15 protein-coding genes are annotated in these 14802 nt (G+C 31.6%); 7 read left to right on the top strand and 8 right to left on the bottom strand.

Annotated features, from left to right (window positions below; all coding sequences use genetic code 11):
• Positions 1-79: 79 nt before the first annotated feature.
• Together D1869_RS06690 and D1869_RS06685 are read left to right on the top strand one after the other, a co-directional pair.
• A complete protein-coding gene (locus D1869_RS06690) occupies positions 80-787 on the top strand; it encodes a hypothetical protein (protein WP_156014455.1) in 708 nt (235 codons plus the stop codon).
• 21 nt (positions 788-808) lie between these two features.
• Positions 809-1705, top strand: coding sequence for a S1C family serine protease (locus D1869_RS06685; protein WP_156014454.1), 897 nt, complete (start codon positions 809-811; stop codon positions 1703-1705).
• Here D1869_RS06685 and crn1 read toward each other — a convergent pair.
• Genes crn1 through D1869_RS06670 form a run of 3 tightly spaced genes read right to left on the bottom strand, consistent with a single transcriptional unit; the run spans position 1697 to position 3772 of the window.
• Positions 1697-2251, bottom strand: a complete 555-nt coding sequence (crn1, locus tag D1869_RS06680) for a CRISPR-associated ring nuclease Crn1 (protein WP_156014453.1) — start codon at positions 2249-2251, stop codon at positions 1697-1699. The genes D1869_RS06685 and crn1 overlap by 9 nt on opposite strands.
• Before the next feature lie 32 nt (positions 2252-2283).
• The gene (locus D1869_RS06675) at positions 2284-3372 is read right to left on the bottom strand and encodes an S-methyl-5-thioribose-1-phosphate isomerase (protein WP_156014452.1); all 1089 of its coding nucleotides are present in this window, start codon (positions 3370-3372) and stop codon (positions 2284-2286) included.
• Positions 3373-3397: 25 nt separating this feature from the next.
• Positions 3398-3772, bottom strand: a complete 375-nt coding sequence (locus D1869_RS06670; RefSeq protein ID WP_231113771.1) for a putative metallopeptidase — start codon at positions 3770-3772, stop codon at positions 3398-3400.
• 32 nt (positions 3773-3804) lie between these two features.
• Here D1869_RS06670 and D1869_RS06665 point away from each other — a divergent pair, with 32 nt between their 5' ends.
• Genes D1869_RS06665 through D1869_RS06645 form a run of 5 tightly spaced genes read left to right on the top strand, consistent with a single transcriptional unit; the run spans position 3805 to position 11575 of the window.
• Entirely contained in the window at positions 3805-5055 is a 1251-nt protein-coding gene (locus tag D1869_RS06665) for a PIN domain-containing protein (protein WP_156014450.1), read from the top strand.
• The gene (locus tag D1869_RS06660) at positions 5045-5614 is read left to right on the top strand and encodes a hypothetical protein (protein WP_156014449.1); all 570 of its coding nucleotides are present in this window, start codon (positions 5045-5047) and stop codon (positions 5612-5614) included. The genes D1869_RS06665 and D1869_RS06660 overlap by 11 nt, the downstream gene beginning before the upstream one ends.
• Complete coding sequence (treZ, locus tag D1869_RS06655; RefSeq protein ID WP_156014448.1) at positions 5601-7274, top strand: malto-oligosyltrehalose trehalohydrolase; 1674 nt, start codon at positions 5601-5603, stop codon at positions 7272-7274. The genes D1869_RS06660 and treZ overlap by 14 nt, the downstream gene beginning before the upstream one ends.
• Before the next feature lie 36 nt (positions 7275-7310).
• Positions 7311-9461 (top strand): glycogen debranching protein GlgX, encoded by a 2151-nt coding sequence (glgX, locus tag D1869_RS06650; RefSeq protein ID WP_156014447.1) that lies wholly within the window; start codon positions 7311-7313, stop codon positions 9459-9461.
• Entirely contained in the window at positions 9461-11575 is a 2115-nt protein-coding gene (locus D1869_RS06645) for a malto-oligosyltrehalose synthase (protein WP_231113770.1), read from the top strand. The genes glgX and D1869_RS06645 overlap by 1 nt, the downstream gene beginning before the upstream one ends.
• Here the strand turns inward: D1869_RS06645 and D1869_RS06640 are convergent.
• From D1869_RS06640 to D1869_RS15135, 5 genes are all read right to left on the bottom strand, one after another.
• Complete coding sequence (locus D1869_RS06640) at positions 11558-12190, bottom strand: amidohydrolase family protein (protein WP_156014446.1); 633 nt, start codon at positions 12188-12190, stop codon at positions 11558-11560. The two genes, D1869_RS06645 and D1869_RS06640, sit on opposite strands and share 18 nt — an antisense overlap.
• Positions 12187-12585 carry a hypothetical protein gene (locus tag D1869_RS06635; protein ID WP_010978925.1) on the bottom strand — a complete coding sequence of 133 codons (399 nt, stop codon included), beginning with the start codon at positions 12583-12585 and terminating at the stop codon, positions 12187-12189. Before D1869_RS06635 ends, D1869_RS06640 begins: the two co-directional genes overlap by 4 nt.
• Before the next feature lie 23 nt (positions 12586-12608).
• Positions 12609-13055: a hypothetical protein gene (locus tag D1869_RS15455; protein WP_221267028.1), complete on the bottom strand. Its 447-nt coding sequence runs from the start codon at positions 13053-13055 to the stop codon at positions 12609-12611.
• A 257-nt stretch (positions 13056-13312) separates the two neighbouring features.
• The gene (locus D1869_RS06625; protein WP_156014445.1) at positions 13313-13774 is read right to left on the bottom strand and encodes a hypothetical protein; all 462 of its coding nucleotides are present in this window, start codon (positions 13772-13774) and stop codon (positions 13313-13315) included.
• A gap of 486 nt (positions 13775-14260) precedes the next feature.
• Positions 14261-14431 (bottom strand): TFIIB-type zinc ribbon-containing protein, encoded by a 171-nt coding sequence (locus D1869_RS15135; protein ID WP_184650935.1) that lies wholly within the window; start codon positions 14429-14431, stop codon positions 14261-14263.
• Positions 14432-14802 lie beyond the last annotated feature (371 nt).

The raw sequence follows: 14802 nt of genomic DNA, 5'->3' as shown, positions 1-14802 counted from the left end.
TGTGATTTTAAAATTTTCTAATATAAAACTGGCTTTAATGAAGGAATTATTTTAAAGTGAAAATGTATATAAATATAATGTGGAGGATCTTTTAAAGAAGTATAATGTTAGGATTAGGGAGTTTGAGGTTGATTTGGGCAAAAGTAAGATTATCTGCAGGGATGTGATTCCAAAGGAAGAGCTTCTGGAAAAGATGAAAAAAGTTATTGGTACTTTGTATCTTTATCCTAAATACTTTGTTTTTAATAATTTTATTGCCTATTCTTCTCAAGATTTTTTAATAGAGAATTTTGAGAAGATAATTATGATTGCGAATTCTTTAGGTAAGAGGAAAGTAATTTTTTACGGTGAAGACTTAGATTTACTTTCATTTATTATTAATCACACTTCTGTTAGGGAGTTGAGGGTTATTAAGAAAAATGAATGGGTTGTTGTGAATAACTTAGTTTATAACTTATCTTGTGGGGAAGCTGGTCTTATTACTCTGCTCATGTATTTACAAGATCTGTTTAGGCCTTTAATTGTAGGTAATTGCGATTTGTTAAAGTATGTTGGTTATTTTATTAATAGGGGTGTTGTGTCTTTTCTAAAAGAGAGAGTTTTTATTGACGGAAATGTTATTTCTCCTCCTAGTTTAGAGATTTTATCCTATTTTTCAACTAAGTTTTTAAAGAATAGGTATGAGATTTATAACCCAACTATTGATGTTATTTCCATTATTAAGAAGGTTGAGGAAAATTTTTCAGCAAGAAAAGTCGTTATAAAGGGATCTAATGTATATTTTTAAGTTTATGGATGAGTTTTAATTATGGATTATTCTTCAATCGTTGAAGACGTGTCTAAGTCAGTTGTAACTATTTTAACTAAACAATTAACACTTGATGAGTTTTTAATGCCATCTGTAGCTGAAGGATTAGGTTCTGGGTTTAGTGTTGGTAATGGTTTTGTAATTACTTCTTATCACGTTATTCAGAATTCAAGAAATATTGTAGTTGTTAGCAAGGACGGTTTTAGTAGTGAGGCTGATGTGATAGCTATAAATCCTTTTAATGATCTTGCTCTTCTTTATACTAATCTTAATTTAAAGGCTTTGAAATTTTCTGAGAAGGTTAAGGTTGGTGAAGGTGTTTTAGCTATTGGTAGTCCTTTAGGTTTAGATAGTGTAACCTTGGGAATAATAAGTAGTATTGATAGGACTATACAATCTCCTTTAGGCAACCCTCTTTACGTTTTGCAAACTGACGCTGCAGTTAACCCAGGAAATAGTGGTGGTCCTCTAATAAATACTAAGGGCGAGGTTGTTGGTGTCGTTACTGCTATGATTCCTTATGCTCAAGGAATAGGGTTTGCTATTCCTTCAAAGCTTGTTCTTAGCTTTCTAAAGAACGTAGAAAGAAATAATGGTAAATATGTTAGACCTTATTTGGGGATCAGAGTCATTAAATTAAATAAGGCTATAAGTACTTATTTTAATTTATCCTCAGATGCTGGTGTTTTGGTTGTTGCTGTTGACGAGGATAGTCCGGCATATGATGCTGGGATTAGGAGAGGTGATATAATCACTGAAGTTAATGGCAAAAAGATTGAGTCTCAACTAGATTTGGTTGCTAGCATAGATGAGACAGGATTAGAGGAAATTGAGATGAAAATTTTAAGAGGTAAGGATAAGATCTCTATAAAAGTAGCTCCAGTAGCTTTAAGTTAACAAAATTGTTTTTGCTCCATGTATTATTAGTTTTTTCAACTCTTCTCCTATATTTTCACAAGACCCCGTGGATATCGCATCATTAATTTCTTTTTCTCTATCTTTTAATTCTTTAATCTGTTGTTGTATTCTATTATATTCTTGTTGCGGTATTATTGTAGTGACTAAATAGGCTTCTTTTTTTACTGCCCCTATTGCCGCAGCTACTGACATTGCTTTTCTTCCTCCAGTAAAGTCAATGAAGTCTCCTTTACTTATTCTTTGAAAGATTTCTTTCTTAAAAATTTCATAATCCTCTTTACTTGTTATGTCGTTTATAGATACGGGTATATCAGCTATTTGTGCCGGTACTTTCATACAAATGAAGAGTGCTTTAACTAATTTCCATGCTAACTCAACCTCTTTGTCTTTTGTTCTGATTATATAAATATCCTGAATTTCAATTTTACTCGGGTTTTCACTCTCATATGTACCGTTAATGAGATTTGTGTATGTTTCGAAAATTCCTCCAGGTGAAGTACCAAGTGTTGCTATTAATTTTACCATAAAAAGAATAGAGATGGGAGCAAAATAAATTTTTATAGACCTATTATTTTTGGTATGTTCTTTTCGAATGGTGGGTAAATTACTCCTTTTTCAGTTATTAGTGCTGTTATATACTTTGGTGGTGTGACGTCAAATACTGGGTTGTATACTTTTACGTTTTCTGGGACTATAGGAATTCCTCTAATTGTTCTCACCTCATTTGGGTCTCTCTCTTCTATTTTTATTTCATCTACTTTGCTTTTTAAATCGAAGGATGATGAAGGGGCTAAGGCATAAAATGGTATTCCTAACTCGTGGGAAATTACAGCCTCTTTAAATGTTCCAATTTTATTGAATACATGCCCATCTTTTAATATCCTATCTGCACCAACCATCACACTATTTACCATGTTTTTATACATTACTAATCCTACTGCAGTGTCTGTGATTAATGTTACTGGTATTCCTTCTGCCATTAGCTCATAAACTGTTAGCCTACTTCCTTGTAGCCAAGGTCTGGTTTCTGGTGCTATTACTGAGACTTTCATTCCTAGGTAGTGGGCTAATTTTATTGGTGCTAGTGCAGTTCCTAAGCCTGTTCCAGTTGCTAATCCACCAGCGTTACATTGGGTTAATATCGTATCCCCATCACTAATTTTTTCTAATCCGTACATACCTATTTTTAGTTCTGCTTCAAGTTCTTCTTCATAAATTCTGTTTGCTTCTTCTTTCATTAATTGGATAAGTTCGCTTACGTTTTTTACTTCCCCTTCTTCGATTTTCTTTTTTGCAAAGTTAAGCATTCTTGAGGTGGCCCAAGAAAGGTTTACTGCTGTTGGTCTTGCATGATCCATTATTTGTTTTGCTTTAACTAGTTCTTCTATTGCTTCATTTAATGTATTTGGTTTTGTTGATATCAATGCTAAAACCATACCATAACCTGCTGTTATTCCTATTGCCGGTGCTCCTCTCACTTGCATTAGCTTTATTGCTTTTGCAACTTCTTCTGGTGTTTTTACTGTAATGTATGTCGTCTGAAACGGCAAGGCTGATTGGTCTAGTAAATCTAAACTATCTTCTCTCCAAATTATTGGTTTTAATTTTGGCTTAAAGACTGCTTTTAGTTCTTCTAGCGTTACCATCGTTTTTATTTTTCTTCAAGGGAAATTAAATATGTTTGCATATTTCTTTAAGTTCTTTATAGGGTGGTTTCTTTATTTTTCTGAAATGGGGGTGATTATGGTTTCTTAGTCCTCCTTTCATTGAGTTTGGTATGTGTGTCAATTCGTGGAGAATAACGTAAACTTTTTCTTCACAAGTCAAATTATCATACTTTTCTGAGATTACTTCCACTATATAAAGTATTGATGGCGATAAGATAAATCTCCATTGTGAGGGAAGCATTAATGTTCTCGCTATTGCTTTACTTCTTGACCCTTGACTTCTTATAAAGGCAATTCTTTCTAAATTTAATTTTAAGTCAAATTTTTCATTAACAATTTTTGCAAGTTCTTTAACATCATCTGCATACTGAAATTTCATTATATTTATACCTCCCTTCATATGTTATATACATGATTCTTGGAACTTTGGGATCTAATAAGCTTGTTACAACAACTAATGCCATTTTAACTGAAGTATTTACTGGTATAAAGCCATATAAAATATTAATTCTTTCAGAAGATAAACCGGAGAGGGATTACACTAAAATATCCGATATTCTTAAACTGTTTGGAATAAATTCAAGTGTTTCTGTAGAGGTTATGGGAGAAGGTATAAAGGAATGGAAGGATAAGCTTTCTAGTATTAAAATGGATGTTATTGACATTACTCCTGGGAGAAAATATATGGCGTTGGCTACATATGTGTACTCTAATTCTCAGGAGATAAGGTATGTGTATTTAAAAGAAGAGAGCGAAGGTTATAGAGTTTTTGGATATGTGCCTTTTCATGACTTAGTAGTTTATAATGTAAGGAGTGGCGAAATTATTAATTTTGATCCTCCAAAGACTGTTACTGGAGATAAAGAGGCTAAGATAACTATTGACGGTTTAAGGGCACTATTAAATTTATACTTACTTCTTTCTGATAAGGTTGAACTTGAGGTTAAGGGTGATATTTCAACCGGCATCACTATAAGTAAAAATGGTGTTGATATCGATGAAACATTATACGATAAAAATGCTATGGAAACTTGCCTTTTACGTTCTGGTTTTTTAAGGTTTAAACAAGAGGATGAGATTAAAAGATGGGCTATGGATAGGGATACTAAATTCTTAGCTGATACTAATGTTTATATCAATTTGGGTGATAGAGTAGGATGGTTAACTAAGGGCAAAGTATTGCCTTCTTCCTCAACTTATTATGAGTTAGATAATATGTTAAAGACTACTCAAAAGAATGATGTCAAATTATATTTAGCTAATCTTGGAATGGATAGTTATAAAAGAATACATAAATGGGTTCCTAATGAAAAGAGCAGTGGTTCGGATCTTAGGTTAATTAATGAGGCATTAACACTGAAGTCTTACTATCCAGAGGTTATCCTTATTACTGGTGATACTGGTGTTTATAACTCAGCTAGACAAAAAATAAGAGTCATTTTATTAAAAGATAAGGAAAGAGGTAAGGGAGCAATAGAGTATCTTGTAGAATGCCTTAGGTATTTTAGTGATATTGATATAAGTGTAAATGGTCAAGTGTATTCTGTTATAAAAAGAGAAAAAGCTTATGGTGAAGAGAAGATCAAAATAGTTAATATGAAAAAAGAATATAATTATCCATATTTTATTAGTTTGGTTGAGGCGTTTTTATATGAAATGTGATGTGGTATCTGCTATATTTCACCCCTCTGTTGTTACCTTTGTAGTATTTCTTTCTGTTATTCTTTATCTTAATCTCGGTCTCATCCCTTTACTTGTCGTTACTGTTTTTTACTCACTATTACCTTTCTTAATAGTACTTATAATGAAAGAGCTAAATTTTGTTAGCGATATCTATGTGAGTAAAAGAAATGAAAGAATTATTCCAATGATTTTAGCCTTAATTTCTTACGTCATTGGTTTACTGTTTTTAATTAATGATTACTTTATGTTTAATGTTCTCTTAATTTATATAATAAATACACTAATAATCTTAGTGGTAACTCTAAAATTTAAGATAAGTGTGCATGTAAGTACCACAGTTGGCAGTATATCCTTATTGGTCTTTGTATTAGGTTTTAGTTTTATTTTTCTATATCTTTTTGGAATTTTAATCTCTTATGTTAGATATAAAATGAAAGCACATACACTATCTCAAGTCATTTCAGCGTGGATTTTCGGTCCTCTTTCATATATAGAGTTTTATATTATGTTTCATACTTTCTTTTATGTTCGGACCTAGTTTTCTAAGTGAAAATGAGGTTGAGTTTATTTTATGGGCTCCTTATCAAGAGAAAGTAACTTTAAGACTTAATGAGGAGAAGTATGATATGGAGAAGGATGAAAAGGGTTACTTCAGAATTACAGTGAATGCTAAGGAGGGGGATAAGTACTCTTTTATAATCGATAAAGGTGAAATTCCAGATCCAGCAAGTAGATATCAGCCAGATGGTGTTCATGGTAGATCACAGTTGGTTTCTCTCAAATATGAATGGAAGAGTAGGGAAGTTAAGATAAAGCCAGAGGATTTAATAATCTATGAGCTTCATATAGGTACTTTTACTCAAGAAGGCACCTTTTATTCAGCTGTTGAGAAGCTTGATTATTTGGTTGACTTGGGTGTTACTGCAATTGAAATTATGCCAGTTCATCAATTTCCAGGTAAAAAGGATTGGGGTTATGATGGTGTTTATCTTTATGCGGTTCAAAATACCTATGGCGGTCCTTATGCCTTTATGAAATTTATTGATGAGGCCCATCAGAGAGGTCTGGCAGTAATTCTAGATGTTGTCTACAATCATGTTGGTCCAGAAGGTAATTATATGATGTTTTTAGGTCCTTACTTTTCACAAAAGTATAAAACGCCGTGGGGTTTGACTTTTAACTTTGACGATGCATATAGTGACGAGGTAAGAAAGTTTATTTTAGATAATGTTAGATATTGGTTTGAGGTCTTTCATATTGACGGTTTGCGTTTGGATGCTGTTCATGCTATTTATGATTTTTCTCCAAAACATATTCTTCAAGATATTGCTGAGCTTTCTCACTCTTTAGGTAAGTTTGTTATTGCCGAAAGTGATTTGAATGATCCTAAAATCATTGATGATAAATGTGGTTATAAGATAGATGCCCAATGGGTTGATGATTTCCATCATTCGGTTCACGCATATTTAACTGGGGAGAGAAACAGTTATTATTCTGATTTCGGGACTTTAGATGATATAGTCAAGGCTTTTAAAGATGTATTTGTATATGATGGTAAGTATTCTAACTTTAGGAAGAAGACTCACGGTGCCCCAGTTGGTAACTTAAATGCTTGTAAGTTTGTTGTTTATATTCAAGACCATGATCAAGTAGGAAATAGGGGTAATGGTGATAGGCTTTCTACTCTAGTTGATAAACAAAGTTATATGATTGCTTCAGCATTATATCTCCTTTCTCCTTTCATACCAATGATTTTTATGGGCGAGGAATATTATGAGAGAAATCCGTTTCTTTTCTTTTCCGATTTTTCAGATCCTAATTTAATCAAGGGTGTTAGAGAAGGCAGATTAAGGGAAAACGGGCAAGAAATTGATCCTCAGTCTGATGAAGCGTTTTTAAAGAGTAAGTTGAGTTGGAATATTGATAAAGAGATTCTTGAATATTATAGAACTCTTATCAAAATTAGAAAGGAGTTTAGTAATAAATGTTCAAGGAGGATTAAAGTTGATAAGGGTGATAAATGGTTGGTAATAGGTTTGGAGAAAATTTTCCTTCTGGTTGCTTTTTCTGACACTGAGTTGACATCTAGGCATAGTGGCGAGTTGTTATTCTCATCTTCTGATTTTCCTAAAAACATTGTAAGTAGTAAAGAGATTAGAGTAAAGAAAGGCATTGGTATCTATAAATATAGTATTTAAAAACAAGTTTTTATCTTGAGCTTAGAATACTAGATTATGGTTTTTACACATAAGGATAGACCATTAAGGCCAGGGGATCCTTATCCTCTTGGAGCTAATTGGGTTGAAGATGAAGATGGTATAAACTTCTCTATCTTTTCTGAAAATGCGACTAAAATTGAACTTTTAATTTATTCCCCCGCTAATCAGAAATATCCTAAAGAGGTTATCGAAGTAAAGCAGAGGTCTGGTGACATTTGGCATGTATTTGTCCCAGGATTAGGAGCTGGGACACTTTATGCATATAGAATTTTCGGGCCCTATAAGCCAGATCAAGGCTTAAGATTTAATCCCAATAAGGTTCTAATAGATCCTTATGCTAAGGCTATAAATGGGACATTAAACTGGAATGATGCTGTTTTCGGTTATAAAATAGGCGATCCTAACCAGGATTTATCCTTTGATGATAGGCCAGATGACGAATTTATTCCTAAAGGTGTTGTTATTAATCCCTATTTCGAGTGGGATGATGATCACTTTTTTAGGAAAAAGAAGATACCCTTGAAGGATACTATTATTTATGAAGTTCATGTTAAAGGTTTTACTAAGCTTAGACAAGATTTGCCAGAAAATATTAGAGGTACTTATAGGGGTTTTGCTTCTAAACAGATGATCGAATATTTGAAAGATTTGGGGGTAACTACAATTGAATTAATGCCAGTACAGCAGTTTGTTGATGATAGGTTTCTAGTAGAGAAGGGATTAAGGAATTACTGGGGATATAATCCCATAAATTATTTTTCACCTGAATGTAGATATTCCTCTTCTGGCTGTATGGGTGAACAAGTTAATGAGTTTAAGGAGATGGTTAATGAGTTGCATAACGCTGGCTTCGAGGTAATTATTGATGTTGTTTATAATCATACTGCGGAAGGGAATCATTTAGGTCCTACTCTTTCATTCAGAGGTATAGATAATTTGGCTTATTACATGTTAGTTCCAGATAATAAGAGATATTATTTAGACTTTACTGGAACTGGAAACACCTTAAATCTGAGTCATCCGAGGGTATTGCAAATGGTTCTGGATAGTCTTAGATATTGGGTTTTAGAGATGCATGTTGACGGTTTTAGGTTTGATTTAGCTGCTGCCCTAGCTAGACAATTATATAGTGTAAATATGCTTTCAACTTTCTTTGTTGCAATTCAGCAAGATCCCGTTCTTTCTCAAGTTAAGTTAATAGCGGAACCTTGGGATGTTGGTCCAGGGGGATATCAGGTTGGTAATTTTCCATATTTATGGGCCGAATGGAACGGTAAGTATAGAGATACTATAAGGAGATTTTGGAGAGGCGAGACGATCCCCTATGAGGAGTTGGCTAGTAGGCTTATGGGTTCTCCAGATTTATATGCTGGAAATAATAAGACTCCTTTCGCTAGTATAAATTATATAGCTTCTCATGATGGTTTTACTTTAGAGGATTTAGTTAGTTATAATCAAAAGCATAATGATCCTAATGGGTTTAATAATCAAGATGGTATGAACGAGAATTATAGTTGGAATTGTGGAGTTGAGGGAGAGACTAATGATGCTAATGTTATTCAATGCAGAGAGAAGCAAAAAAGGAATTTTATTATAACTCTTTTTGTAAGTCAAGGTGTTCCAATGATTTTAGGTGGAGATGAGCTAAGTAGGACACAAAAAGGTAATAATAATGCTTTTTGCCAAGATAATGAGATAAGCTGGTTTAATTGGAATCTTGATGAAAGGAAACAGAGGTTTCATGATTTTGTTAGGAGTATGATTTATTTCTATAGAGCTCATCCAATATTTAGAAGAGAAAGATACTTTCAAGGTAAGAAATTACACGGTATGCCATTAAAGGATGTTACTTTTCTAAAACTAGACGGAAGCGAAGCTGATGAACAAACCTGGAAATCGCCAACCAATTTTATTGCGTATATTTTAGAAGGTAGTGTTATTGATGAGGTGAATGATAGGGGTGAAAGAATAGCTGACGATTCTTTCTTAATTATCCTTAATGGTTCACCAAATAATATCAAGTTTAAATTCCCTCATGGTAAATGGAGTTTAGTTGTTTCTTCACATTTAAGAGAGCTTAGTGATGATGAGAAGGTTGTTGATGGTGGTAAAGAATTAGAAATTGAGGGAAGGACTGCAATGGTATATAGGAGGATTGAATATTGATGATGTTACTTTCAACCTATAGGCTTCAACCGATGAAGTTTTCCGAAATTAGAAATAAACTTGATTATTTTGTTGAACTTGGAGTTACTCATCTTTATTTATCACCAGTCTTAAAGGCTAGGCCAGGAAGTACTCATGGATATGACGTTGTAGATTATAGTGCCATTAACGATGAACTCGGTGGGGAAGAGGAGTATATAAGATTAATTGATGAAGCTAAAAGTAAAGGTTTAGGAATTATACAAGATATCGTACCAAATCATATGGCTGTTCATCATACTAATTGGAGATTAATGGATGTATTAAAGAAGGGGAGGAATAGTAGATATTATAATTATTTCGATTTCTATGAGGAAGAGGAAAAGATAAGGATTCCAACTCTTGGAGATAGGAATTTTAAGATAACTTATGTTAATGATGAGCCTTACTTAGATTACTATGGAAATCTTTTTCCTATAAATGATGAGGGAAAGAAGTATCTTAATGATATTGAGAAGTTATTGAAGGTTCAATATTATGAACTTGTTGATTGGAGGGATTATCCTAGTTATAGGAGATTTTTTGCTGTAAATGAATTAATTGCTGTTAGACAAGAGCTTGAGTGGGTTTTTGAAGATTCTCATTTGAAAATTCTTTCTTTTGAAGTAGACGGATATAGGATTGATCATATAGACGGTTTATTTAAACCAGAGGAATATTTAAGGCGATTAAAGAATAAAATAGGAAATAAATATATTTTTATAGAAAAAATTTTATCTGTAGATGAGAAGTTAAGATGGGATTTTATTGATGGTACTACGGGTTATGATTTTCTAAATTATTCTAATCTTCTTTTTACTGATAATGAAGATAAAATGACGGTGATATATAAGAACATATTAAATATAGATTTAGATAAACTCGTGAAAGAAACTAAAAAGAAGATAATTGATGCATTATTCAAGCATGATATTGAAAGAATTTCTAAGATGCTGGGCGTGGATTATGAAGAGATTAAAGAATTTCTCTCGTGTTTAAAAGTATATAGGACTTATATAACTGAGAATGATTTTCGAGATGAAGAGATAATAAGGAACTGTAGTCAAAAAGTTTATGAAAGTATGAAGAAGAATGTTACTGCTTTTATGAAATTACAACAATACATGCCTGCAGTTTTCGCTAAAGCATACGAAGATACGGTTCTCTTTATATATAATAGGCTAATTTCTTTAAACGAGGTTAGTAGCGATTTACATTATTACTCAATTTCTTGTGATAAGTTTCATGAGTTTAATCTAAAAAGAGTCGGTACTTTATCGTTTAATGCTACTTCTACTCATGATACGAAGTTTAGTGAAGATGTTAGGATGAGAATTAGTGCTATCTCAGAGATACCAGATGAATGGGCTAAGAAGGTTAATGAATGGCATAATATTCTTAACCCCAATATTGATAAAAACGATGAATATAGACTTTATCAGACTATTGTAGGTAGTTTTGATGGGTTTAATAATGAATATAAGGAGAGGCTAAAGGCTCATATGATTAAGGCTTTAAGAGAGGCTAAAGTTCATACAGATTGGGTAAATGTAAATACTGAGTATGAAAAGAAGATGACTTATCTAATTGATAAAATGTTTAATAATGAGAAATTCATGGAAAGTTTTCTTGAATTTGAAAGTAAAATTGATAAGATGGGTAAAGTTAAATCTCTTTCTTTAGTTGCTTTAAAAATAACATCTCCAGGTATTGCTGATTTTTATCAGGGTTTAGAGAATTTTAGATACCTATTAACCGACCCAGATAATAGAAGGCCAGTAGTTTTTTCTGAACTTCCAAAGAGATACGAGGAGGGGTTGTTTAATAATGGTAAGATAAAGGCCTATGTCACTAAGGTTCTTCTAAATCTAAGGAAAAGTATGAAAGATTTCTTTATCAATAGCGAATATAAGCCTTTAAAGCTACACAAGGGATTATGTGGTTTCATGCGAGGAGATAAAGTTCTAGTTATTGTTAAGACTTTAAATAGAGATTATGATATCGAGATAGATGGTGAATATACTGATGTAATTACTGATGAGACTGTAAGAGGTAGAGTGAAAGTTGATAAATTACCTTTAATTCTTGTTAAATAGTTTTTTCGCTGAAAAGTAAAAAGTTTCTTGGTTATAAAAACTAGAATTTATTTTTAAGCTTTCTATTATATCTTTTGTATAAGGACTACCACTACCATAAATTTCGTTTTCTTTAGTTGGTTTTTCTCTAATGTAAAATATCTTTGAAGAGTTTATATTTATATCAGTGTTCGAAACTATTATAATATTTGTACTTACGAATTCTAGGATTTTTCTCAGTTCCGATTCATCTGGTGAATGAATGATAAGAGGTAATTCATGGTCTTCTGCGAACATATATACAAATTCTAATCTCTTATCTAAAAGTGAAAAACCATGGTGTTTAGGATTCAACACTATTCCGTGTATTTCGTGATCATATTGTCTTTCTAGCTCTATTTGCGGTGGTACTCTACATTTGGGATTATATATTCCTAGCCTTATTACATAGTCTCTCCCTTTACTCCATAAATATTGTTGATAAAAACCATCAACACAACACTGGCAAGAGTATTTATAAAGTGGGTTTAATATTATTTTCTCTATTATAAAATCTTCATATTCTAATTTTAAGTCTTTTACATAACTATAGAGTTTTATTCCGTAAAAGGTTAGTGAGTCAATAACTTTCCTCATGGTATTATACCATGGAAACTTACTATCGTTATTCCTATAAGTCCTAGTATAAATGCAATTATAACTGCTATAATTATTGATAATATTGCTATTCCTAATGCTCCTAGCCAGCCAGTCTCAAAAACCGCTTTATATACTCCTAATATTCCTATAAATCCAAACAATATTCCGAGAGGAGATAGTAAATGTATTCCTAATCCTATTGCTAATGCTGAAAATATGGCTGTTATAATTGCAAATACTATTATCCCAGCTAATACTGCAAGCATTGCTCTTGGAAATGAAGAGTGTCTTGAAATTAACTTAGAAGCTAACCAAACTGGAATAGAAATTATTATCCATGATATTATAAAAAATATAACTTCAGCAATTATAGGAGATATATGCAAATGCATAAGATATAATTTTGTCTAAAGATTTAAGACTTGCTTTGTTGAGTTTCTTTACTTTCTTCTTTCTTTTCTTCAGTAGTTTTCTTTATGGGTTTAATTCTTTCTGGTTTAATCTCGAAGTAAATCTTTATGTTTTCCCCTTCACATTGCTTCGTTAATAAGTTTTCTGACTTGTTTAATTGTCCACATTTCATTTCATATTTTTTGGTTGTTTCATCAATAAATTTTCTTACATTTATTAATTTCCTAAATTTAATACCTTCTACTTCTAATACGTTTTCATTTATACTCGCTTTTATACCATTAATTTCTAATGATTTTGCCTTACCTTGAAGTATGTTATTAACTTGCTCCTTATATTTTCTCTCATCTTTTGTAAATCGCCCAATTAGTAATCCATGTAATTTTACAAATTCTCTTTTAGGGTCTTTAGTCTCAACCTTGACCTTCACATCATATTTAATAACTTTCATTTTAAAAGCTAGTATAATTTCACTTTTATAAAATTTCCTCTACACTCTTTTTTGTGGGTCAATTGAAATTTATCTAAGCTAATGGTAATCTTATTTTCAACTTAACGCTTGATTTTAGAATTTAAAAGAGTTTAACAATATTAGCACCTAAGAAAATTGAGCAAACTATAAGTATTTACGTTAAGTAAGCGTAGCTAAATTAACCTAATAAGATAGTATATCTATATTTTCAGTTAGTATAAATATTATAATAATGATTATTTTTTCATGTTTAGTATGACTTTATTTCCATCAATTATTATTAATCCGTTTCTTTCCATTGTATGAAGGTAGTCTGCGTGTTTAACACTTAGTAGATCTCTTATTTCTTCAACTGTTGCTTCGCCACCAGATTTGATGAGGTATCTTATTATTTCATTTTCTAATCTTTCATCGATAGTTTGGCTTTCCATTCTGTGCTTATATTCTTGATAAGTTTTTTTGTCTAATTTCCTATAAATCCTTATATGCATTTGGTAAATTGTTAGTATTCTTTGAGCTATATCTAATGCTTCTTGATCAGTTAATCTTATCTTCTTCTCTCCTTCATCATCACCAACAACTATAAAGAACGCCCCATCCTTTATCTTACCATCCTTTACAGCCGGAGGACTCTCACCAACTCTAATATAAATCCTCTTCCCATCCTTCTCATGAGTCTTTCTAACAATAATAGTCATTATCAATAAACTATACTTATACAGCAATATTAAACTTACTTAAGATAAATCAAGTAATACTTTATACATGCTTATTTAAAGCTTTTATCACAATTTTCTTTCCCTTTAGTTTAAGATAGCGCTTAATGAAAAATTGCACAATTGTAACTATTTATGTTAAAAAATTATATTTCTAAGAAATTATAGTTGAGCATGAAAAAAATTGTCGGAGAAAGTTTTAAAAAAGTATCTTATACTTTTATACTACGTCTTATGCAAGCCTTATCCCACTTGCTTTAGGTTAATGATGTGTGCATTAGTTAGTAGTAATATAGAGGAAATTAAAAATTCTTATAGTTCTATATCTTTATAATTATTGTTGTGATTACTATTGTCCTAACGAAAATTTCTAATTTACCTTATTTAAATATTTCCATTTTGATAAATTATAACTTATTAATATTAGTAGAAAAGAAGCTCTTTTATTTAAAACTTTATTATCTTGATTCATTCTATTACTGGTTTGATCTTATTTTTAACTTTTATATGTATATCTTCTAGTTTAGGAGTAGATAATTCATGACCACATTTTGGACACTTACCGCCAAATATTATTTTAATTTCCGAGGGGGTTCTTACTCCATAAAAATCTTGTCCTACCTTTTCAAATTTATACAAAACATAACCACAATTTCTACAAATGTATTTTATGGGAATTGTAAGCCACCAATATTACACTCTGAGGTCTATTAATATATTCTCTATACCCTATATTACGTAAATCTTTATATTAGAACCTTCCCTCAGATTAATTATAAGTAGATTAGAGAGAGTTGTCCGAAACTATTCGTATTATAACGTTAATAATTTTTAAATTACCATCATAGTAAGCAAAAAGGTCTATATATTTATTATATCATCTAAGTCTTAATACATTTTAGAAAATTGAAGAAAAGGGAAAAGGTCTATTATAGATATGATCGATGTACACGCATTTAATAACGTATCCATATATGTTAAAACTTGCGGAAATATAACATAGTGGCTGC

The organism is Sulfurisphaera ohwakuensis, assembly GCF_009729055.1.
Lineage (GTDB): Archaea > Thermoproteota > Thermoprotei_A > Sulfolobales > Sulfolobaceae > Sulfurisphaera > Sulfurisphaera ohwakuensis.
The sequence above is the reverse complement of the archived record's forward strand: the minus strand, read 5'-3'. Positions and strand labels throughout refer to the sequence as shown.